General features: G+C 61.2%; 22 protein-coding genes. 10 read left to right on the forward strand and 12 right to left on the reverse strand.

The window, feature by feature from the left end; all coding sequences use genetic code 11:
- Positions 1-2: 2 nt before the first annotated feature.
- Together AC0V6T_RS10630 and AC0V6T_RS10635 are read left to right on the forward strand one after the other, a co-directional pair.
- A complete protein-coding gene (locus AC0V6T_RS10630) occupies positions 3-1,646 on the forward strand; it encodes an amidohydrolase (RefSeq protein ID WP_486126727.1) in 1,644 nt (547 codons plus the stop codon).
- A 245-nt stretch (positions 1,647-1,891) separates the two neighbouring features.
- Positions 1,892-2,113, forward strand: a complete 222-nt coding sequence (locus AC0V6T_RS10635) for a hypothetical protein (protein WP_040464584.1) — start codon at positions 1,892-1,894, stop codon at positions 2,111-2,113.
- Positions 2,114-2,217: 104 nt separating this feature from the next.
- Here AC0V6T_RS10635 and tatC read toward each other — a convergent pair whose 3' ends face one another.
- The 9 genes from tatC to AC0V6T_RS10680 all read right to left on the reverse strand — a co-directional run bounded on the left by tatC (position 2,218) and on the right by AC0V6T_RS10680 (position 9,769).
- Positions 2,218-3,066 carry a twin-arginine translocase subunit TatC gene (tatC, locus tag AC0V6T_RS10640; protein ID WP_486126730.1) on the reverse strand — a complete coding sequence of 283 codons (849 nt, stop codon included), beginning with the start codon at positions 3,064-3,066 and terminating at the stop codon, positions 2,218-2,220.
- 9 nt (positions 3,067-3,075) lie between these two features.
- The gene (tatB, locus tag AC0V6T_RS10645) at positions 3,076-3,477 is read right to left on the reverse strand and encodes a Sec-independent protein translocase protein TatB (RefSeq protein ID WP_486126732.1); all 402 of its coding nucleotides are present in this window, start codon (positions 3,475-3,477) and stop codon (positions 3,076-3,078) included.
- Between the two features lie 43 nt (positions 3,478-3,520).
- Positions 3,521-3,760, reverse strand: a complete 240-nt coding sequence (locus tag AC0V6T_RS10650; RefSeq protein ID WP_486126734.1) for a twin-arginine translocase TatA/TatE family subunit — start codon at positions 3,758-3,760, stop codon at positions 3,521-3,523.
- Between the two features lie 89 nt (positions 3,761-3,849).
- Positions 3,850-4,527 (reverse strand): SMC-Scp complex subunit ScpB, encoded by a 678-nt coding sequence (gene scpB / locus AC0V6T_RS10655; protein WP_486126737.1) that lies wholly within the window; start codon positions 4,525-4,527, stop codon positions 3,850-3,852.
- Positions 4,524-5,309, reverse strand: coding sequence for a segregation and condensation protein A (locus tag AC0V6T_RS10660; protein ID WP_486128570.1), 786 nt, complete (start codon positions 5,307-5,309; stop codon positions 4,524-4,526). The genes scpB and AC0V6T_RS10660 overlap by 4 nt, the downstream gene beginning before the upstream one ends.
- 68 nt (positions 5,310-5,377) lie before the next feature.
- Positions 5,378-6,400: a beta-N-acetylhexosaminidase gene (nagZ, locus tag AC0V6T_RS10665; protein ID WP_486126738.1), complete on the reverse strand. Its 1,023-nt coding sequence runs from the start codon at positions 6,398-6,400 to the stop codon at positions 5,378-5,380.
- Between the two features lie 129 nt (positions 6,401-6,529).
- On the reverse strand, positions 6,530-7,189 hold the full coding sequence (locus tag AC0V6T_RS10670; protein ID WP_486126740.1) for an SPOR domain-containing protein: 660 nt from the start codon (positions 7,187-7,189) through the stop codon (positions 6,530-6,532).
- Between the two features lie 20 nt (positions 7,190-7,209).
- On the reverse strand, positions 7,210-8,961 hold the full coding sequence (gene argS, locus AC0V6T_RS10675) for an arginine--tRNA ligase (RefSeq protein ID WP_486126742.1): 1,752 nt from the start codon (positions 8,959-8,961) through the stop codon (positions 7,210-7,212).
- Positions 8,962-9,121: 160 nt separating this feature from the next.
- Positions 9,122-9,769, reverse strand: a complete 648-nt coding sequence (locus tag AC0V6T_RS10680) for a hypothetical protein (protein ID WP_486126744.1) — start codon at positions 9,767-9,769, stop codon at positions 9,122-9,124.
- A gap of 128 nt (positions 9,770-9,897) precedes the next feature.
- Between AC0V6T_RS10680 and ispH the strand changes: the two genes are divergently transcribed.
- From ispH to rnhA, 3 genes are read left to right on the forward strand one after another with little or no spacing between them, the layout of a single operon-like run.
- Positions 9,898-10,881 (forward strand): 4-hydroxy-3-methylbut-2-enyl diphosphate reductase, encoded by a 984-nt coding sequence (gene ispH, locus AC0V6T_RS10685; RefSeq protein WP_007163278.1) that lies wholly within the window; start codon positions 9,898-9,900, stop codon positions 10,879-10,881.
- 24 nt (positions 10,882-10,905) lie between these two features.
- Positions 10,906-11,889 (forward strand): homoserine kinase, encoded by a 984-nt coding sequence (gene thrB / locus AC0V6T_RS10690; RefSeq protein ID WP_486126746.1) that lies wholly within the window; start codon positions 10,906-10,908, stop codon positions 11,887-11,889.
- 17 nt (positions 11,890-11,906) lie between these two features.
- Positions 11,907-12,350, forward strand: a complete 444-nt coding sequence (rnhA, locus tag AC0V6T_RS10695; RefSeq protein WP_486126748.1) for a ribonuclease HI — start codon at positions 11,907-11,909, stop codon at positions 12,348-12,350.
- Between the two features lie 71 nt (positions 12,351-12,421).
- On the opposite strand, the gene AC0V6T_RS10700 is transcribed toward rnhA, so the two are convergent.
- The 3 genes from AC0V6T_RS10700 to AC0V6T_RS10710 all read right to left on the reverse strand — a co-directional run bounded on the left by AC0V6T_RS10700 (position 12,422) and on the right by AC0V6T_RS10710 (position 14,801).
- On the reverse strand, positions 12,422-12,598 hold the full coding sequence (locus tag AC0V6T_RS10700) for a YegP family protein (RefSeq protein WP_007163275.1): 177 nt from the start codon (positions 12,596-12,598) through the stop codon (positions 12,422-12,424).
- A gap of 68 nt (positions 12,599-12,666) precedes the next feature.
- Positions 12,667-13,791: an NAD(P)/FAD-dependent oxidoreductase gene (locus tag AC0V6T_RS10705; RefSeq protein WP_486126750.1), complete on the reverse strand. Its 1,125-nt coding sequence runs from the start codon at positions 13,789-13,791 to the stop codon at positions 12,667-12,669.
- Positions 13,788-14,801, reverse strand: coding sequence for an alpha/beta hydrolase (locus tag AC0V6T_RS10710; protein WP_486126752.1), 1,014 nt, complete (start codon positions 14,799-14,801; stop codon positions 13,788-13,790). The genes AC0V6T_RS10705 and AC0V6T_RS10710 overlap by 4 nt, the downstream gene beginning before the upstream one ends.
- Positions 14,802-14,952: 151 nt before the next feature.
- Here AC0V6T_RS10710 and AC0V6T_RS10715 point away from each other — a divergent pair, with 151 nt between their 5' ends.
- The 5 genes from AC0V6T_RS10715 to AC0V6T_RS10735 all read left to right on the forward strand — a co-directional run bounded on the left by AC0V6T_RS10715 (position 14,953) and on the right by AC0V6T_RS10735 (position 20,327).
- Positions 14,953-15,444 (forward strand): A24 family peptidase, encoded by a 492-nt coding sequence (locus AC0V6T_RS10715; RefSeq protein ID WP_486126754.1) that lies wholly within the window; start codon positions 14,953-14,955, stop codon positions 15,442-15,444.
- 98 nt (positions 15,445-15,542) lie between these two features.
- Positions 15,543-16,640, forward strand: a complete 1,098-nt coding sequence (gene cpaB, locus AC0V6T_RS10720) for a Flp pilus assembly protein CpaB (RefSeq protein WP_007163270.1) — start codon at positions 15,543-15,545, stop codon at positions 16,638-16,640.
- A gap of 92 nt (positions 16,641-16,732) precedes the next feature.
- On the forward strand, positions 16,733-18,373 hold the full coding sequence (locus AC0V6T_RS10725) for a type II and III secretion system protein family protein (protein ID WP_486128572.1): 1,641 nt from the start codon (positions 16,733-16,735) through the stop codon (positions 18,371-18,373).
- A 23-nt stretch (positions 18,374-18,396) separates the two neighbouring features.
- Positions 18,397-19,041, forward strand: a complete 645-nt coding sequence (locus AC0V6T_RS10730; RefSeq protein ID WP_007163268.1) for a CpaD family pilus assembly protein — start codon at positions 18,397-18,399, stop codon at positions 19,039-19,041.
- A 2-nt stretch (positions 19,042-19,043) separates the two neighbouring features.
- The gene (locus tag AC0V6T_RS10735; protein WP_007163267.1) at positions 19,044-20,327 is read left to right on the forward strand and encodes a pilus assembly protein CpaE; all 1,284 of its coding nucleotides are present in this window, start codon (positions 19,044-19,046) and stop codon (positions 20,325-20,327) included.
- Positions 20,328-20,438: the final 111 nt, after the last annotated feature.

Raw genomic sequence — 20,438 nt, forward strand, 5'->3', positions numbered from 1 at the left:
CCATGATCCGCACGCTCCTCGCAGCCGGCGCTGCCGTTGTCGCAACGCCCGCGCTGGCCGACACGCTCATCTACAATGTCGACGGCGTGACCATCGACGAGGAAGGAGAGGTCAAGCGCTTCACCAGCCTCGTCTTCGATGATGACGGCATCATCACCCATTTGCTCGAACGCGGTGACGATCGGCCCGATGGCATCGATTTCGCTATGGACGGCGAAGGGCAGGTGATGCTGCCGGGCCTGATCGATGCGCATGTGCACGTGATGGATATCGGCTTTGCCGCGCTGACGCTCGACCTGTCTGACACGAACAGCCTCGAAGAAGCTCTCGCCAAAGTGGCCGAGTTTGCCGAAACCAATCCGGGCCGTCCGTGGATTCTCGGGCGCGGCTGGAATCAGGAAAAGTGGGGCCTTGGCCGCTTCCCCACCGCAACGGAACTCGACGCGATCGTTTCCGACCGCCCCGTCTGGCTGGAGCGCGCGGACAATCACGCGAACTGGGCCAACAGCTTTGCGATGGAGCAGGCGGGAATCACCGCCGAGACGCAAGATCCGGAAGGTGGGCGCATCATCCGCGATACCGACGGCAATCCGACCGGCGTTTTCATCGACAATGCAAGTTCGCTTGTCGGAAGCTTTGTCCCTCCCCCGCGCCCCGAGGACCGCGATGCGGCCTTCGCGATGGCACAGCAGCGCCTGCTCCAAAACGGTATCACTGCGGTTGCCGACATGGGTACGCCGGTCGTCGACTGGATGACTTTCCGCCGCTCGGCTGACCGTGGTGACCTGCGTATTCGCATCATGTCTTACGCCAACTCGCCCGAAGCGATGGAACTGATCGGAGGGCCCGGCCCGACCCCATGGCTTTACGAGGACAGGCTGCGCCTCAACGGGATCAAACTCTATGTCGACGGTGCGCTGGGCTCACGCGGTGCGACGCTGAAAGAGCCCTACTCCGACGAACCGAACACACGCGGAATCCCCATCACCTCGCCCGCGCAACTTCGCAACCGCATGAGCCGCGCTGCATTGGACAACTTCCAGACCGCCATTCACGCCATTGGCGATGCCGCAAACGAAGACGTGCTGCTTGCGATCGAGGAGCTTTCGACAAGCTATAAGGGCGATCGACGCTGGCGGATCGAGCATGCTCAGATCGTCGATGTCGAGGACCTTGAGCGGTTCGGTCAGCACGGAACAATCGCCTCGATGCAGCCGCTGCACCAGACCAGCGACATGTTCATGGCCGAGGCGCGCCTGGGAGAGGATCGTCTTGGCGGTGCCTATGCGTGGCGTAGCATTCTTGAGGTTGGCGGCCGGCTTGCTTTCGGGTCCGACGCCCCGGTCGAACCGGCTGACGTCTTCGCCGGCATCGCGGTCGCCATCAGCCGCACCGACGAAAATGGCCGCCCCTTTGGTGGCTGGCGCGCTCAGGAAGCGGTCAGCCGTGAACAGGCTCTTGCAGGGTTTACGTCCGATGCCGCCTATGCCGGTTTCGCAGATGGCCGGTTCGGGCAACTCGTGGTCGGCGAGCGGGCCGACTTCATCTTCGTCGATCGCGACCCGATGCTCGCTTCGCCAAGCGACATTCGCGAGACCGAAGTGCGCGAGGTGTATCTGGCGGGCGAACGGGTGTTTGCGCGCTAGTCACTAGGCGAAACTCCCGAGAGGCGCAGACCGCACGCCTACGTAGTGACACGTAGAGCATTGATTTCGCGCATTTTTTTCATATTCTGGTCATCACTTTCCTGAATGGAAGTGGTGCGGGTTTCGTCTCCGCAACAAGGCTGGAATACCCCGCCACGTTGCAATCGGATCGTGACCCGCTCCGGCACGGGAGATTGCTCACACTGTGCAAGAGCTTGGTGCCAATGCGCGAAGGAGACCGCCTTATGAAGTTTCGTACCCTGGCCCTTGCCACCGCTGCCGCATCACTCGCGGCATCCCCAGCCATTGCTCAGGTCGCGTTCGAACGCGCTAGCGCGCCTGTAGAAGGCGAAAGCGAAGTTGCCGCTGGTGCGCCGACCCTGCTGCTTGGTCTGCTGGGTGCAGCAGCCGTGGTCGGCATCGTCGTCGCAGCGAGTGACGATGACGACGATCCCGTCAGCCCCTAGTCGGGCTTTACCGCCTCGTTCCTCACTTGGTTGGTCAAATGCGCGCGCTGCCCTCGCAAGAGGGCGGCGCGTTCATATTTGGGGATTTTCGGCCTGCGACCGTCCTAGTCAGCGGTGACGCTCGGATCATCGCCGCTTGCAACTTCGGCTGGTTTTTCCTTCGCTGCTTCGCCAGCATCGGACTTGCCGCCAGCCCGCTTCATCGCCCTCTCCTGCACACGCATGAGCAGAAGCGAGCCCTCGAACAGCAAGAGCAAAGGCACCGCAAGAATCACCTGGCTTCCTGGATCAGGCGGAGTAACAATCGCGGCAAGCGCGACCACGCCCACGATGACATAACGGCGAGCACCAGCGAGCTGAGCCCGCGTTACGATACCGGCGCGGTGAAGCAACATCAGCAGCACCGGCAGCAGGAAGGTAATTCCGAAGGCCAGGATGAACTGCATAACAAGACTGAGGTAATCGCCCGCAGTCGGTAGAGCCTGAACCGACAGACCGCCTGCCTCGCCTCCAAATCCAAGGAAAAACCGGAAGGCAGTGGGCATCACCACATAGTAGGCGAGCGCCGCTCCACCGATAAACAGCACAGGCGTTGCAATGAGGAAGGGCAGGAAAGCCTTTTTTTCATTTGCGTAAAGGCCAGGGGCGATAAAGGCCCAAAGCTGGTTCGCAATGATCGGGAAGCTGACCATAAAGCCTGCAAACAGCCCGACCTTGAGCTCAACGAAGAAAATCTCCGGCAATCGCGTGAAGATCAGCTGTCCCTCGCCATCAGGGAACGCCTCTTTCAATGGCTGCACCAGAAATCCGAGGATCGGATCGGCGAAATAGAAACAGATACCGAAACCGACGAGAAGCGCGAAAACCGAGCGGACGAGCCGCGTGCGAAGCTCGATCAGGTGATCGAGCAGCGGTGCGCGTGTTTCGTCGATATCCTTGATTTCGAATGCCATCGCGCTGCTCTAGTCCTTTGACTCGGTAGCGCCGGGCGCAGGTTCAGGCTGGACGTCGTCGACAGCATCGCTCGCAGCTTTTGGCGCGGCGCTTTCAGCGGAGACAGATTTGGGAGCTTCAGGCTTTGGCGGTGGCCCGGTCATCACTGGCTCGCCACTGGCAGCTTCAGCGCTGGCGGCGGAGCGCTTCATGATCGCCTCATTCTGCTCCTTCCACTTCTTCTCCATGTCCTCGAGCTCGGCTTCGCGAACCATTGCGTCGATACCTGTGCGGAAGTGCGAAGAAACCTTGCGCACCTTGCCGATCCAGCGACCAGCCGTGCGCATGGCATGCGGCATATCCTTCGGCCCGATCACGAGGACCGCGACGATAATGATCACCAGTAATTCAGCGGCGCCGATGTCGAACATGGATAGCCTTTACCGCTCCGTGCGGCGTGGGAGCGTTGGGAACTCAGCTTGCCGAGTCGGTCTTTTCGCTCGTCTTGGTGTCGGCGGGGGTCGCATCTTTAGCTGGCGCTTCAATCTGGGCGTTTGGCGCGGAGCTTGCGCTTTCCTCCTCGCTCATGCCTTTCTTGAAGCTCGAGATGCCTTTGCCAAAGTCACCCATCATTTCAGAGATTCGGCCACGTCCAAACAGGACAAGGACGACGAGCGCCACGATGAGGATTTGCCAGATTCCGATACCGCCCATGCGAATTCTCTCTTGATTGCCTCGTTAGAGGGGGTGTTGCTCGACCAATATAGGGATGATGCCCGCGCTGCGCCAGTCAGCAAACTTGATCAACCGGCAGCGGAGCAGTCCTCGCCGTTTTCGTCGGTCTCCGGTGCGGCAATACAAGTCTCGTCCGAAGATGCGTCGCTATCCGCTTCCTCACCGGTCTGCCCCATGGCTTCCTCGAAAGCCTCGTCCACCGGATCAAGGAGGCCAGCAGCCTTGAGTTCGTCGATCCCAGGCAAATCGCGCCGAGACGCGAGTCCGAAATGGTCGAGGAACTCGGGAGTGGTCGCGTAAATCACCGGGCGACCCGGCACTTCGCGGCGACCGGCGAGCTTGATCCAGCCTGCTTCCATCAGCACGTCGAGTGTTCCGCCGCTGGTTTGAACGCCGCGGATCGATTCGATCTCTGCCCGGCTCACAGGTTCATGGTAGGCTATGATCGCGAGCACTTCAGTCGCGGCGCGGCTGAGGCGGCGAACCTGCTCTTTCTCGCGGCGCAAAAGATGCGCCATGTCGGCAGCAGTTTCGAAATGCCAGCGTTTGCCACGCTCGACCAGTCGCACGCCTCGCTTTTCGTAATGCGCTTGGAGCGCCTTGAGCCGATCGCGGATCAAAGGCTTTTCGCAATCACCCAGATGCGCTGCGAGCTGTTCGACGGTCAGCGGCTCTTCGGAAGCAAACAGGGTCGCCTCTAGCCCGCGTTCAATCTCGTCAGGAGCGCTGTCGACCTCGTCGCTCATGCGCTTGCCGCTTCCTTGAGCCTGCGGATCCGCAGCGGCGAGAACGCCTCTTCTTGCGCAATCTCCGCCCGTCCCAATCGCGCCAGTTCCAGCGCCGCAACGAAGCTGGATGCCAAAGCCGATCTGCGCAGCGCAGGCTCGGCATGTTTGGGCAGGAAGTCGCGAATATCCATCCAGTCAAGCGTGACGCCAAGCATCGAGGATACCCGGTCGAGCGCGCTGTCGAGCGTCATGACCGGACGATCTGATACGTGATAGATGCGCGGCGCCGTGCGCGCCTTGACCTGTCCGTAAGCCTGGATCAGCGAATAGGCGTCAGAGCGCCACAGCGTCTTGCGATCGGTGCGCAGCCCCTCAGGCGCGCCGCGGACAAATATGTCGCGTCCGATCCTGTCGCGCCCCATGAGCCTTGCCGCCGCCTCGCGCATCGCGCCAAGCCGCTGGAGCCGCAATTGCAGGCGCAGTGCGAGTTCTTCAGGACTTGGGTCTTCCTGCTCGTCCTTGGGCAGCAGAAGCGCCGATTTCAGGTATGCGAGCCAGGCGGCCATAACGAGGTAGTCCGCCGCGAGCTCAAGCCGCAGGTCCTGCGCTCGCTCGATATAGGTCAGGTATTGGTCGACCAGCGCGAGGATCGAAATCTGGCGAAGATCCACCTTCTGGCGCCGTGCAAGGTCGAGCAGCAGATCGAGCGGCCCTTCCCAGCCATCGAGCTCGAGATAGAGCGCTTCGTCGCCCTGTTTCGCGCCTTGCTTTCCGGTTTCATCGACCCAGTCTTCGGGCATGTCGGCAGTTGGCTCGCCCGCACCTACTGCATCGCCGGAGAGCATGAAGCCATCGTCGGTTTCAATGGTCATGCAACCTCCTCGGTCAGGGCAAGAAGCGCATCGCGCTTGGCCAGAAGATCGCCTGCTTCATCAGCGAGATCATCAGCGACATGCGTGCCTTCAAGCGCGCGATCAAGGCGAGCCGTTGTCTCTTCGGATATCGCAGGCAGAGCTTCGCAAATGCCCGTCATGTCGTCCATCTTTGCCCAGCAATTCAGGACGATATCGCAGCCTGCGGCATGCGCTCTGGCTGAGCGCTCAGGGATGGTCCCTTCGAGCGCCTCCATGTCGATATCGTCTGTGAGTAGAAGCCCATCAAAGCCGATCTCACCGCGAATGATGTCGCGGATAATCACCTCGGATAGGGTGGCGGGATTTTCGGCGTCCCACACGGGAAACTTGAGGTGCGCCGTCATTCCGATCAGCGCCTCGTTGAGGCTCTTGAAGGGCGCAAGGTCCGCTGCGAGCACATCGGCTCGCGCGTCGACCAGGGGCATCTCCTTGTGCGAATCGACCATTGCGCGCCCATGGCCGGGCATGTGCTTGATACAGCCCGTGACGCCGCCGGCGGCGAGGCCATCGAGGATCGCCCTTCCAATTGCGGCAACCTGCATCGGATCAGCACCGAGCGATCGGTCCCCGATGACGTCATGCGCGCCGGATTGTCTCAGATCGAGCGGCGGGTGGTAGTCTACCGTGATCCCCATCGCCGACAGTTCCAGGGCCATTGCCTTGGCGCCCGCCCTGGCCGCTTCGATCGCGCTGGCAGGGGCTAGTCGGTACAGCTTGTCAAAAGCCTCACCCGATGGGTAGGCAGCCCATTGCGGAGGCCGCAACCGAGCCACTCGCCCACCTTCCTGGTCGATCGAAATCAGCAACCGATCGCGGCCGTGAATATCGCGCAGATCGTCAGTCAGCCGGCGGAGTTGCTCCGGGTCGACGCAATTGCGCCCAAACAGGATGTAGCCTGCAGGATCAGCCTCGCGGAAGAACGTGCGTTCCTCTTCGGTTAGCTCAGGGCCAGAACATCCGAAAATCGCCGGAATCATTGCGCAAACCTTGCAGCGAGCGTGCGATCAGGCAAGCGCACTAACCATCCGCAACGGTGAATTGACGGGGAAATCTCGTGAGAAAGTGCCCGAATCGGGCCGGACTGAAGCGGATACCCGGAATTGGGATCAGGGTTTGACCTGGCAATCGATCCCATCGGCCTTGAGCGCCGCGCAAAGCGCATCGCCCGCCGCGCGGTCGGAGGCGACAGCCTGCAGCCGGTAAACAGTGCCGATATCGACCACGCCTTCCTCGATCCGGTAGCGGAAACCGGACAGCGCATCGGTGCGCCGGGTGATGTCGTTCCAGCCCTGCTCGGCCCGTGCACGCGACGAATAGGCGGCAAGTTGCACACCAACGCCGCTCGCAGTCGCAGGTGCGGGTTCGTCGCCTTCTTCAGGAGAGCCGCTCTCGACCGGATCGTCGGTCGCCATCACGCCTTCGCGTGTACCGCCTTCGCCAACCACAGGCGCAACATTGCCGGTGCCGTCAAATTCCTTGCCACCGGGATCTTCGGGACGTTCCTTGATGGGCGTATCGGGAGCCTCGATCGTGCTGCCATCAGCGACCTGTTCGCCGCCGCCTTGACGTCCGCCGAGATACCAGAAACTGCCGACTATGACGACGAGAAGGAAAAGCATGAACAAGGCGAAGCCGACCACCTGACGTGTGTCGACGCCGCCGGCTGCATCGTCCTCTTCCTCCGCTTCTAGCCAGGGCAGGCTGTCGTCGTCGGAAAGGTCGAGCTGGTCGCCTTCCTCTATCTCTTCATATTCGGCTTCGATCATCACTGATCACACGCGTCCTTCTACATTCGGTCGACGGCTTCCACGCCGAGAACGCGCAAACCGTTACGCAGCACTTGCCCGATTGCCGAGGCAAGGAAAAGGCGCGCTGCGGTCAAACCCTTATCATGTTTCAGGATGAACCGCTTTTCCGGCTCAGTATTACCGAGGCTGTAGAACGAATTGAGGTCGGTCGCGAGGTCGTAGAGGTAGAATGCGATCCGGTGCGGTTCGCGCGCCTTGGCTGCCGATTCCACCTCGCGAGGGAACTGTGCGGCACGCCGGATCAGGGCGATTTCGTCGCTGCCAAGCTGGTTCAAGGCATCAGTTGAGGGTGTGACGCCTTCCTCGTCCGCCGCCTTGCGGATTGTCGATTGAATCCGGGCGTGAGCATACTGGACGTACCAGACAGGATTGTCCTTCGAGGCTTCGACCACCTTTGCGAAGTCAAACTCCATCTGCGCTTCAGGCTTGCGGGTGAGCATGGTGAAACGCACCACGTCCTTACCCACTTCCTCGACCATGTCGGCGATGGTGATGAAGTTGCCCGAACGCTTGGACATCTTCACTGGCTCGCCGCCGCGCATCAGCTGAACCATCTGGACGAGCTTCACGTCGAACGGCGTTGGCTTGCCTTTCCCTTCGGAAAGCGCGGCAACGGCGGCCTTGATCCGCTTGACCGTCCCGGCGTGATCCGCGCCCCAGATGTCAATCAGCTCGTCTGCATCGGCCGCTTTTTGCATGTGGTAGGCAAGGTCAGCGCCGAAATAGGTCCACTTGCCGTCCGACTTCTTGATCGGGCGGTCCTGGTCATCGCCGAACTTGGTCGAGCGGAACAGCGGGAGTTCAACCGGCTCCCAATCCTCCGGCGGTGCCTTGCCCTTGGGCGCTTCGAGAACGCCATCGTAAACAAGGTCGTGTTCGCGCAGCCATTTCTCGGCTTCGTCCGGCTTGCCTGCTGCATGAAGCGCGGCTTCCGAGGCGAAGACATCGTGATGGATGCCCAGCAATGCGAGATCGGACTTGATGAGGTCCATCATCTTCTCGACCGCTTCGGCGCGGAAATATGGCAGCCATTCCTCTTCAGGCGCGTCCTTGTATTTCTCGCCGACTTCTTGCGCGAGATATTCGCCGATCGGGATCAGGTAGGCGCCTGGATAATAGCCTTCCGGGATCTCGCCGATATCCTCACCGAGCGCCTCGCGATACCGCAGGTGTGCCGAGCGCGCGAGCGTGTCGACCTGTCCGCCGGCGTCGTTGATGTAATACTCGCGGATCACATCGTGCCCAGCCAGTTCGAGCAGGCTCGCCAGCGCATCGCCCACCACCGCGCCGCGGCAGTGGCCCATATGCATCGGACCTGTGGGGTTCGCGCTCACATACTCGACATTGACGGTCGTGCCCGCGCCCATGGAGGAGCGGCCATATTCATCGCCAAGCTTGGTGATGGTCTCAAGCTCGCCCAACCAGGCTGACGGGTCGAGCCGCAAGTTGAGGAAGCCGGGTCCTGCAATCTCAGCGCTCACGATGGTCGGATCGGATTCGAGCTTTGTCGCAATCGCTTCGGCCAATGCTCGCGGATTGGTCTTGGCAGGCTTGGCCAGCACCATTGCGGCATTTGTCGCAAGGTCACCATGCGAAGGATCGCGCGGCGGCTCAAGCGTCACGTTGGCAAAGGACGTGCCCTCGGGCAGCGTGCCATCAGCCACGAGCGCCTGAAGCGCGGTTTGGATCGTGCCGGCGTAAGCGGCGTAAAGAGTTGTCATGTCGGTCATCTCGCATGCGCCGTTAGCGCAAAGGGAAGGAGGGACAAAGGACCAATGCAAGGGATTCGACGCCAGAGGCGTCGCAAGCCCGACTGGGCGCCCGCAGCGGCTGCGTAGCGAAGCGAAGCAGGTCTAGCGAGGAGTTCGCCCGTATGGGCGAACGCAAAGATCAGCGCGTGGCGTTATACGCGAGCTGTTCTTCGGTCAGCTGGAAGCCGATCAGCATCTCGAAACGCGTGCGGGCGATAGCCGCGCGCACCTCGGGGGCTGCCAGCGGGTCAAGCGCCGCTTCCGGGTCACCGGCCCGTCGTCGCCGCGTGATGCGTTCGCGGATGTCCTCGGGAAGCGAAGCCGCCGCACGGTCCACGAAGGAACCTGCACGCGCGCTCGTTTGTGCGCGTTCCTGACCGTTGGCAAAGCTCAAGGTCACTTCGCCCACGCGTTTTGTCACAACTGCGCTGCCACCCTGAAGGACGGTTACGAAGTAAGGGAGCGTAACGGTTCGCGCGCCGCGCACATCGCTGCGGCGGGCGCGGATGTCGAAGGTGGCTTCGGTGTAAACGCGCTCGCTTGAATCATCGCAGGTCGAACGAAGGTTGGTAATCGACGCCGACACGTCGAGATTGGCGAGCGTCGGGTCGGCTGCACGGAATGTCGTCACATCCCCGGTGTAGTCGGGAATGCCAACAGCAGGGCAACGGGTCAGCACCGAGGTAATGCCTACGCCCTGGTCGACCACCAGCTCGCCCTCGCTCGAGCAGCCTGCAAGTGCGGCGCCGAGTGCGATAGCAGGCAGGATACGGGTGCGAAACGTCATACTCAGGTGATCCCTCGAAATTTATCACTCTCGCGCGGCCGTCCGGACCACGCCTCTTATGTTGCCCCAAACGCAGCAAACTCACGTTGCCCTAGCGAGCCGCGCCGCAAAGCGCTAGTGGCAGTCTTATGAACGCTCCATTGCCCGATACAAAGCCTGCGACAGGCGCAGGCGACGCCAAGCCGCTCAACCTCCTGATCGCCGCCCCGCGCGGCTTTTGCGCGGGCGTGGACCGGGCGATCGAGATCGTCGAAAAGGCGCTCGAGCGGTATGGAGCGCCGGTCTATGTCCGCCATGAAATCGTCCACAACAAATACGTGGTCGAAGGCCTGAAGGCCAAAGGCGCAATCTTCGTCAAGGAACTGGACGAAGTGCCAACCGATGCACCGGTCGTCTTCAGCGCGCATGGCGTACCCAAGTCCGTCCCTGCCGAGGCAGAGCGTCGCAATATGGTCTATGTCGATGCGACCTGCCCGCTGGTCTCCAAGGTCCACCGCCAGGCTGAGCGTCAGCTGGAAAAAGGTCGCCACATCATCTTTATCGGCCACGAGGGCCACCCCGAGGTGATCGGTACGATGGGCCAGGTTGAGCCTGGTCAGATGACACTCGTCGAGAACATCGAAGACGTCGACAAGCTCCCGTTCGAGTCGGATGAAGAGCTCGCCTACCTCACGCAGACCACGCTTTCGGTCGACGATACGCGCGAAGTGATCGACGCACTCGAATGGCGATATCCCAACATTCGCGGGCCAAAGGCCGAAGATATCTGCTACGCAACCTCGAACCGTCAGGCAGCGGTCAAGGAACTGGCGCATGACTGTGATCTGGTCCTGGTTGTCGGCGCTCCCAACTCGTCGAACTCACTGCGGCTGGTCGAAGTGGCCGAGCGGCTAGGCACGCCGGGCAAGTTGATCCAGCGAGCCGAGGAGATCGACCCGGCATGGCTTGAAGGTATTGATACAATCGGCCTCACCGCCGGGGCTTCTGCTCCCGAAGTGCTCGTTCGCGAAGTTGTCGATGCGCTCGCCAAGCTGCGCCCGCTTCACGAAAAGACAATCACGCACACCGAAGAGAAGATGGTGTTCAAGCTGCCTCGTCAGCTTACCGAATAGGATTTTCGGGAGCGCTCGCTAGCCATGGCGGTCTACACCCATCTTGGCGCAGAGGATCTTGCAGATCTCATCGCGCATTATGACGTCGGTGAACTGGTTTCAGCAAAAGGCATCGCCGAGGGTGTTTCGAACTCCAACTGGCTGATCGAGACGACAGGCAATTCAGGCGCGAATACACGCTTTATCCTCACCATGTATGAGCGGCGGATCGAGCTTTCCGACCTGCCCTTCTTCCTCGACCTGATGGATCACCTCGCCGCCAAGGGGTGCCCGGTTCCGCGAACTATCCACGATACCGACGGCGCGAACTTCCGCTTGCTTGATGGCAAGGCAGTCGCCCTGATCGAATATCTGCCCGGTGTCTCGGTTGATCATCCCACGGCAGGTCAGGCGAGGTCAGTCGGGAGGGCGCTTGCGCAGAACCACCTCGCCGTCGCAGATTTCAAGCCAACCCGCGCAAACGACATGGGGCTGGCGGCATGGAAAGAGATCACGGCACGGTGCGGCGACAAGGCGCTGGCCGGGATCGACCCGGCTCTCCCGTCGATCCTTTCCGAACATCTGGCCTCGCTCGAAACGCTGTGGCCCAGCGATTTGCCGGGCGGCGTCGTCCATTGTGACTTATTTCCGGACAATGTCCTGATGCTGGGCGAGCGCGTGAGTGGGCTGATCGACTTCTATTTTTCTGCAAGCGATGCATTCGCATACGACCTTGCCGTCACGCATGCGGCATGGAGCTTCGACAATGGCGGGCATACCTTTCGCAGCGAGATCGCGGATGCCTTAATTGAGGGCTATGAAAGCGTACGCAGCCTCACCGACTACGAGCGCGAATGCCTGCCAGTTCTTGCACGCGGTGCGGCCATTCGCTTCGTGACCAGCCGCGCAGAGGACTGGATTTCGACGCCTGCCGATGCTTTGGTCACGCGCAAGGACCCGATGGATTTCGTCCGAAGGCTCGAATTTTACGACAGAAACGGGCCTACGCTGTTTGAAGGTGCAACATGATCGGGCAAAGCCGCCCCATGAAACATGTCGAGATTTTCACCGACGGCGCCTGCAAAGGGAATCCGGGGCCGGGTGGCTGGGGCGCTTTGTTGCGGCTGGGCAAGCACGAAAAGGAATTGTCCGGTGGTGAGGCGGACACAACCAACAACCGCATGGAACTCACCGCAGCGATCGAGGGGCTGAGGGCGCTCATCGAACCTTGCAAGGTCGACCTCTACTCCGACAGCAAATACGTGATCGACGGCATCACCAAGTGGGTTCACGGCTGGAAGAAGCGCGGCTGGGTCAATGCGAGCAAGAAGCCGGTCCGCAACTCCGATCTTTGGCACGATCTGATCGACGTCACATCACGCCACGAAGTTTCGTGGCATTGGGTCAAGGGCCATTCGGGGCACGCAGAGAACGAACGGGTCGATCAGCTTGCCAGCAACGAGGCCGACCGCGTCGCGCGCGGCGAATAGCCAACCGAATGCAAAACGGGCGCGCCATCCGGTGATGGCACGCCCGCTTGAAGCTCGTGAGAGCCGAAAACTTAGCTGTTGTCTTCGACCGGCGCGTCAGGGCCGTTCTTCTTGATCGAATCGATCGCGTTCTGGGCTGACGACTTGCTCGAATAACCCTGCGTCGAGAACATCACCTCGCTGTTGTAGCTGAAGCGCACGCGATACTCATCTGCCTTGTCTTTGTAGATTTCAAACTTGTGAGCCATGTTTGGTTTCCCCTCTCGTAGGTCGTGTTGAAACTCATTCACCTTCTTACAGATAGCTTGCGCGCTGGCTAGCCCGTGAGACGCGCTTTCAAGTCGGAAAAGCGCTGCGGGGAGTATCGAGTGCGATCAATCCCCATGGTCAGCTCATCAGGCTCAAGGCCGAGCAAGAGCTGTGCGCCGAGGCGCGCCGCTGCAGGCGAGGTCTGAATGCCGAAACCGCCCTGCCCTGCAAACCACGCAAAGCCAGCGCATTCGGGATCGCGTCCGTAGACCGGGAGCCTGTCCGGCGCGAAGCTGCGGAGGCCTGCCCAACGGCGCTCGACCGCCTCGATCTTCCAATTCGTTGCCCGCTCAAACCGATCGATCGCACGCGCGACATCGAGTTCTTCAGGCGCGGCGTCACACGGCTCGGATGGAATCTCATCATGCGGGCTAAGCCACAGGCGTCCATTGTCCGGCTTGAAGTAAAAGCCGCCCGAGATATCGAGGACCAGCGGTTGGTCGTCAGGAGCCACCGGCGCGACGCGCAGCTGCGCGACGGTGCGACGCTTGGGTTCTATACCAATTGGCCGCGCACCGGCGCGCTCTGCGATGACATCGGCCCACGCGCCTGCCGCATTAACGATCTCTGCGGCGCGCCAGCTTACCCCGCTCTCGCTCAAGATGCGCCAACCGCCTGCTTCCCTTTCAAACCGGCTGATTCGAGCGCGACACTCTAACGTCGCGCCAGCGGTCTTGAGCGCCTTGAGATAGTGCTGATGCAGACCGGCAACGTCGATATCGGCGCACGGTTCTTCGTAGATGGCGTCGCACCATTCCTCGCGCAGCTGGGGTACGCGCGCTCGGACGGCTTCACCTCTGAGCCGCTCAATCGAAACGCCGGTGCCATCGAACTGGCGAACGAAGCTGTCCATTTCGTCGCGATCTTCGGCGCGCCCTATATAGAGTGCACCGCGCTGTGAGAGGAAACCGTGCTCGCGCAGGTAGCTGCCCGAGGCCAGCGTCAGCGGAACCACGCCGGGTCCGCCATAGCACTCTTCCCAGAAAGCAGCGGATCGGCCGGTCGAATGGTATCCGGGCGCATCCTCGGCTTCAAGCACCAGCACGCGCGCATGCGGCGCCAGTTCAGCAGCGATGCTGGCGCCTGCCATGCCAGCGCCAATCACTGCAAATTCGTAAAGCGTCTCACTCATTGAGGAGCGTGCCTTCCGGCAGGCGCGACCTCGTTGAGGAATTCCGCAATCTCACTCATCATCCGATCCCGCACCGGATCGACTTCGCGAAGGATTTCGTGATGCGCTTCCGTGCCGAAACTCACGAGCTTTGCATTGGGGAGCCGCGAGGCGGCTCGAACATTCGCATCGTGGCTGACGAGCCTGTCATTCGACGTCGAGAGAATCAGCACTGGCGTTTTCACCGTTTCCATCGCGCCCGGTTCTTCGAGCCTGCGCCACGAAGCATAAGCGCGCTCGACCCAACCCCAGCTGGCCGGACCCATGACCAGTTCAGGCCTCGCTGTTCGCCAAAACGATTCGTCCTCATACCGATCAGAATCGTGAGTGAGCAGGTTTACCCGGTCCTTGGGCAATTCGCCCGGCTTTTCGCTCCATTTCCAGGCTGGCCTCAGCGGATCGCCGACCTTCGTCATCACTTTTGCGACATTGTGGAGCAACGGGAGCGGAAGTTTGGGTCCGGCCATGCCCAGCATGGGAGCCGAAAGCACTGCGGCATCGGGTGCGATATCGCCATCGACCAGCGCTCGCATGATAAGGTGTCCGCCCATCGAATGGCCGGCAAGCACATGCGGACCAGACGCCTCGCCCTTCCAGCCGTCCCAGAGTTGTACGAGATCGCGTGTCCACGTGGTGAAGTCGTCAATGTGGCCGGTAACCGCGTCGCCGCCCAGCCGGCCGGAGCCAGCTTGCCCGCGCCAGTCAGCGGCGGTTACGCGCCACCCGGCACGGTGCCATTCTTCGAGACTCTCCAGATATTTCTCATACGTGTCGCCGCGCCCGGGCATAAACAGGAGCGATCCGCGCGGGCTCGACGCCCCATCGGCCAGTGCGCCAGGCCAGTCGATACGCCGCAAAGTGTGCCCGTCGGTCGCTTGCCATTTACTTTCGCTGGCAGCCGGCGGGATAGAGCGTCTGTCGATAGCACCTTCTGCGCTCATTTTTTCATCGCTGATTGCTGCATCGCTCATCTTGCTAATCGCTCTGTTCCCCAATCGGGTCGCCAAAGATTATGGTTACTATTTGGTAAGCACTCGCCTGTAGCACCCACCCTCGAAGAGAAACCGCGAGCGGGAAAGTCCCGACACTCGCGAACTGCCTTTCTTCGGGGGCCATATGCTGATGACGACTATTCACTACGGACTGCTGATTGCCTTGGCAATTGGACTGCTTATCGCCGCTTTCACCGATATCCGGTCGAGAACCATATCAAACTGGCTCAACATCGCGATTGCGGCGGGTGCGCCTGTTTTCTGGTGGGCCAGCGGATTGTCGCTGTGGCCGGATGTGGTCTGGCAAATTGGATTTGCGCTGGTCGTCTGCGCGATTCTCGTTGGTGTCGCGTATATCGGATACCGCCTCAACATCACGATTCTTGGCGGCGGCGACATCAAGCTGCTCGGCGCACTCGCGCTTTGGTTCACTCCGATGAGCTATCTCGGCATGCTTTGGTACATGGCGCTGTGCGGCGGCGTTATGGCCATCCTGTTTGTCCTGCGCCTGATGTTTCTGCGTCCAAAAACCCGCGGAGTGCTTCCTTATGGGGTCGCGATCGCCGGAGGCGCGCTGCTGGTTCTCTACCCGAAACTGATCTCGGTTCCCGCTTTTGCCTGAGATCTGCCGTGAACCCGATCTTAACCAATTAGGACTTATCGGTTGCAACCATACCTGCCCGCAATTTCTCAGGGCCGACACGAGGGGGCTTATTAGCCATGGATAGGAAGAAACTGGTTCTGCTGCTTGGTGCACTGGTCGTTGCGATCGGTAGCGCATTTCTTGCTCGGAGCATGTTCGCAGGCGATCCTGCGCCGACCGCTCAAGCTGCACCGGAACCGACAGGTCCCAAGGTGCTGGTTGCCAACCGTGCGCTTCCCGCCGGTACGATTATCACGGCAGATGCCATGGGCTACCAGATGTGGCCCGAAGAGCTGGTCCAGGACGCCTACTTCATTGAAGGCGAATCTGACATGAGCCAGCTGCTCGGCACGGTTGTCCGCTTCCCGGTTACTGCCGGTGAACCGGTGACCCAGGGTTCGCTCGTCAGCCCAGGCGACCGCGGCTTCCTCGCTGCGGCTCTCGGCCCGGGCATGCGTGCTGTCACTGTTCCGGTTTCGGCCAAGACCGGTGTTGCAGGCTTTGTTTTCCCGGGCGACCGTGTTGACGTTGTCCTCACGCAGACTGTGAGCGGCGAAGGCCGCCCGCTCAACGCGGCTGAAACCGTACTGCGCAACCTGCGTGTCCTCGCAACTGACCAGACGACCGAGCAGGTCACCAACGATGAAGGCAAGACCGTTGTTCGCGCCTTCCGTACGGTGACTCTCGAAGTGACCCCGCAGATCGCTGAAAAGGTCGCGGTTGCACAGACCATCGGACAGCTGACTCTGGTGCTGCGTTCGATTGCCGACAACCAGGCCGAACTCGAGCGTGCGATTGCTTCGGGTGATCTCGAAATCCCCGACGACGCAACGCCTGAAGAAGAAGAGCGCATCCTTCGCACTGCCATGGGTCAGCCCGTGGACAAGGGTTCGACCTACGCAACCGGCGGCGACGTCTCGCGCTTCCAGCGCAGCAGCATCCCTGCGCAGAACGATGGTGGCCGCGACCGCGTCACCCCGCCTGCTCCGGGTGTCGCATCCACGGTTAACGGCGCACCGGTTTACACCGGCCCGTCAGTCCGCGTTACCCGCGGCAAAGCAACCAGCGAAGTGCCTGTCGGATCAGCCAGCCGCGCAGTCGGTTCGTCCAGCGCACGCGGTGTCGGTGACGCCGGCGAGGTGGTCTCGACCGCATCGTCGTCGATCATCCGCTGAGGGGAATGACCATGCGCATCGCAATAAAGAACGTGAGCGCTTCGGCTGAAAAGGCCGAAAGCCAATCAGGGAAATCCACGGGGGCCCAGACAATGAAAGCCAAGTCCTTTGCAAAAGCGCTGCTTGCAAGCATCGCCGCGCTGCCACTGGCAGCTGCGCCGACCGGCACAGCCACCGCTCAGCAGGTCGTCAGCCCAAGCGATGAGATCGTGATTTCGATCGGTCGCGGTGAGCTGGTCCAGGTGCCCGGCACCATGACTGATGTCTTCGTTGCCAACGAGAACGTTGCCGACGTCCAGATCAAGTCGCAGCGCCAGCTTTACGTCTTCGGTCGTTCCGGCGGCGAGACCACGATCTACGCGAGCGATGCTCGCGGCGAAGTGATCTTCTCGGCGAATGTCCGCGTAGGCTCGAACATCGGCAGCATCGACCAGATGCTCGCACTCGCCATGCCCGAAGCGCAGGTGAACGTCGCCACGATGGGCACCAACACTGTGCTCCTTACCGGCACCGTAGCCGCGCCCGAGGACGCAGCCGAGGCAGAGCGCCTCGTCACCGCATTCCTTGGTGAACAGGCCAACGTGATCACGCGCCTCAAGACGGCAACGCCGCTTCAGGTGAACCTGCAGGTCAAGTTTGCCGAAGTCAGCCGCAGCCTGGTGCGTGCCGTCAGCGGCAACCTCACCACTTTCGATGCATCGACTGGCGGCTTCCGCGGCGCGGTTGGTACCGGTCGCACGCTCGGCTCGGGCGAGTTCGACTTCCGCAACGGCCCGCTTGGCGTTGGTTCAGGGGTTCAAAACCCGGTTGTTACCCCCATCGATCCGAACACCGGACTTCCGTTCGTCGACGCAAACGGCGATCCGATCTCCTTCACCGGCCCCGGTATCAATTCGGGAACCGCCGGCACGACCATCGCGGGTCTCGGCCGACTGTTCGGCCTCGATGCTCTTGGCGCACTCGACCTGTCGGAACGCCTCGGCCTCATCACCACGATTTCGCAGCCAAACCTGACTGCGCTTTCTGGCGAGACCGCGACTTTCCTCGCAGGCGGTGAGTTTCCGATCCCGATTTCACAGGGCCTCGGCAACGTCGCTATCGAGTATCGCAACTTCGGTGTGAGCCTCGCTTACACTCCTACCGTTCTTTCCAATGGCCGGATCTCGATCCGCGTCCGTCCGGAAGTCTCCGAGCTGTCTTCGCAGGGCGCAGTCACGCTTAACGGTTTCCAGGTACCCGCGCTTACCATTCGCCGCACCGAAACGACAGTCGAGCTTGGTTCGGGTCAGAGCTTCATGATTGCAGGTCTTCTGAGCAACAACGCTCAGAACGCTCTCGACAAGGCTCCTGGCCTTGGCGATGTGCCGATCCTGGGCAATCTGTTCCGCAGCCGCGACTTCCGCCGCGGTGAGACCGAGCTTGTCATCGTGGTAACGCCGTATCTGGTGAAGCCGGTCAACGCGAGCGACATTGCTCTGCCGACAGATGGCTATCACTCGGCCAACGAGCTTGAGCAGTTCATCGGCTTCAGGGACAATGATGGCGTCAGCGGCGAGCGCCGCCCCGGCCCGACCGCGGCCGAGCCAGATGCTCCCAACCCAGACATCAGCCAGGCCGATCCGGCCGCGATCGTCCCGTCAGCCCCGCAGCCGCAACAGCGCCGCGCGGATGACCGTTCGAACCGTGGTCGCGAACGCCAGGCAGACGCCGTCACACCCGGCTTCGATCTTTAAGCCCAATGCGAAAGGTTCAACCAATGAAACTTGCAAAGAACAGCAAACTGATGGGCGCTGTTGCCCTCTCGCTCGGGCTCGCAGTGGCGGGTTGCGGCGGAATGGCCACCAACACCTCGCTCTACAGTCTCAAGCAGCCGGTCGTGGAACGCACCAACTTCGCGATGGATGTGAACACCAACCGCTCGGGCCTGTCGATCTCCGAACAACAGCGTCTCAACGGCTGGTTCGAGACGATGGATCTCCGCTACGGTGACCGTGTCGCTATTGAAGACCCGTCGAGCAACCCGGCTGTCGCCGAAGCGGTGAACGAGCTGGCCGGTCGATATGGCCTGATCGTTACCGAAGTCGCTCCAACCACGTCGGGTACGCTTGCTCCCGGACAGGCTCGCGTGGTCATCACCCGCAGCGATGCGTCCGTGCCGGGCTGCCCGGATTGGTCGACCAAGTCGGACATGAATTACAACAATGCATCCAGCCCGGGTTACGGCTGTGCGATCAATTCGAACATGGCAGCCATGATCGCCAATCCCGAAGACCTTCTCGAAGGTCAAAAGGGTTCCGGCGAGACGGTCATCGCGACCAGCAACCGCGCCATTCGGACTTATCGTGAGGCCGCGCCAACCGGCGCAGGGGGTCTTCAAAACGCTCAAGGCGGAGGTAACTGATAATGAACGCTCCTTGGAAATCGGGCCTTCCCGGCAACCGCGATCCATTCGCCGCCTATATTTGCGACGACGCCGCGCTTGACGTCCTGCGTCCGGTCGTGATCGAGATGGGCTGGCCGCCTGAGAAGTGCAACAAGGGCGGTCTTCGCAACGCGATCCAGTCGCTATCTGTCAGCGCCTCGCCTGCGATCCTGATTGTCGATCTGTCCGAGAGCGGTGATCCGCTCAACGACATCAACGCTCTTGCTGAGGTTTGCGAACCGGGCACGGTCGTGATCGCGATCGGTCAGGTCAACGACGTGCGTCTGTACCGCGACCTGCTTGCAAGCGGCATCCACGATTACCTGCTCAAGCCGCTCAGCGCGCAGGCCGTCCACGATGCTCTCAACGCAGCTCTTGCCGTGTTCACCTCGCCCAAGGGCGGCGACGGTGAGGCCGTCAAGCGTCACATCTCGACCGCAGTGGTCGGAACGCGCGGCGGTGTCGGTGCATCGACCATCGCAACCTCGCTTTCGTGGCTGTTCAGCGAAGAGCATGGCGCTCCTACCGCGCTGCTCGACCTCGACGTTCACTTCGGGACCGGCGCACTTGCGCTCGATCTGGAGCCGGGCCGCGGCCTCACTGACGCGATCGACAATCCAAGCCGTATCGACGGCCTGTTCATCGAACGCGCCATGATCCGCGCGAGCGACAATCTGTCGATCCTGTCGGCAGAGGCTCCGATCAGCCAGCCGCTGATGACTGATGGCTCGGCATTCGTGCAACTGGAGGAAGAGTTCCGCCAGGCGTTCGAGATGACGGTCATCGATCTGCCGCGCAACATGCTGATTAACTTCCCGCACCTGCTGGCTGATGTGAACCTGGTCCTTCTGACCTGCGAACTCACTCTGGCTTCGGCGCGCGATACGATCCGCATCCTGTCATGGCTCAAGACCAACGCAGCGCACGCTCACCCGATGATCGTCGCGAACAAGGTCCAGCCCGGCGTTGCCGAAATCAGCAAGGCCGATTTCGAAGCCTCGATCGAGCGCAAGATCGACTTCGTAATCCCTTACGACGTGAAGGCAGCATCGAACGCAGCCAAGCTGGGTCAGGTGTTCGTCGAGGCGAACAAGAACTCGAAGGCAACCGGCGCGGTCAAGCGCATCGCCGAACGCGTGATGGGTGCAAGCGAGGAAGATCTTTCCTCTGTGACCGAAGAGAAGAAGTCGCTGCTTGGCGGTTTCGACTTCAAGTCGCTCCTCGCGAAGAAGGACAAGCCGGAAGAAACCGAGCAGGCCGAATAGGTCTGTTCAAAGCTGGCGAGGCCCGCACTTCCCCGCGGGCCTCGGCCAGCCACGGTTTGACCGTCAAATGACTGACCGTTCGATCGAGCGGTGTGACGACTAGAGATGCAT

This window comes from Erythrobacter sp. S158, from assembly GCF_057364915.1.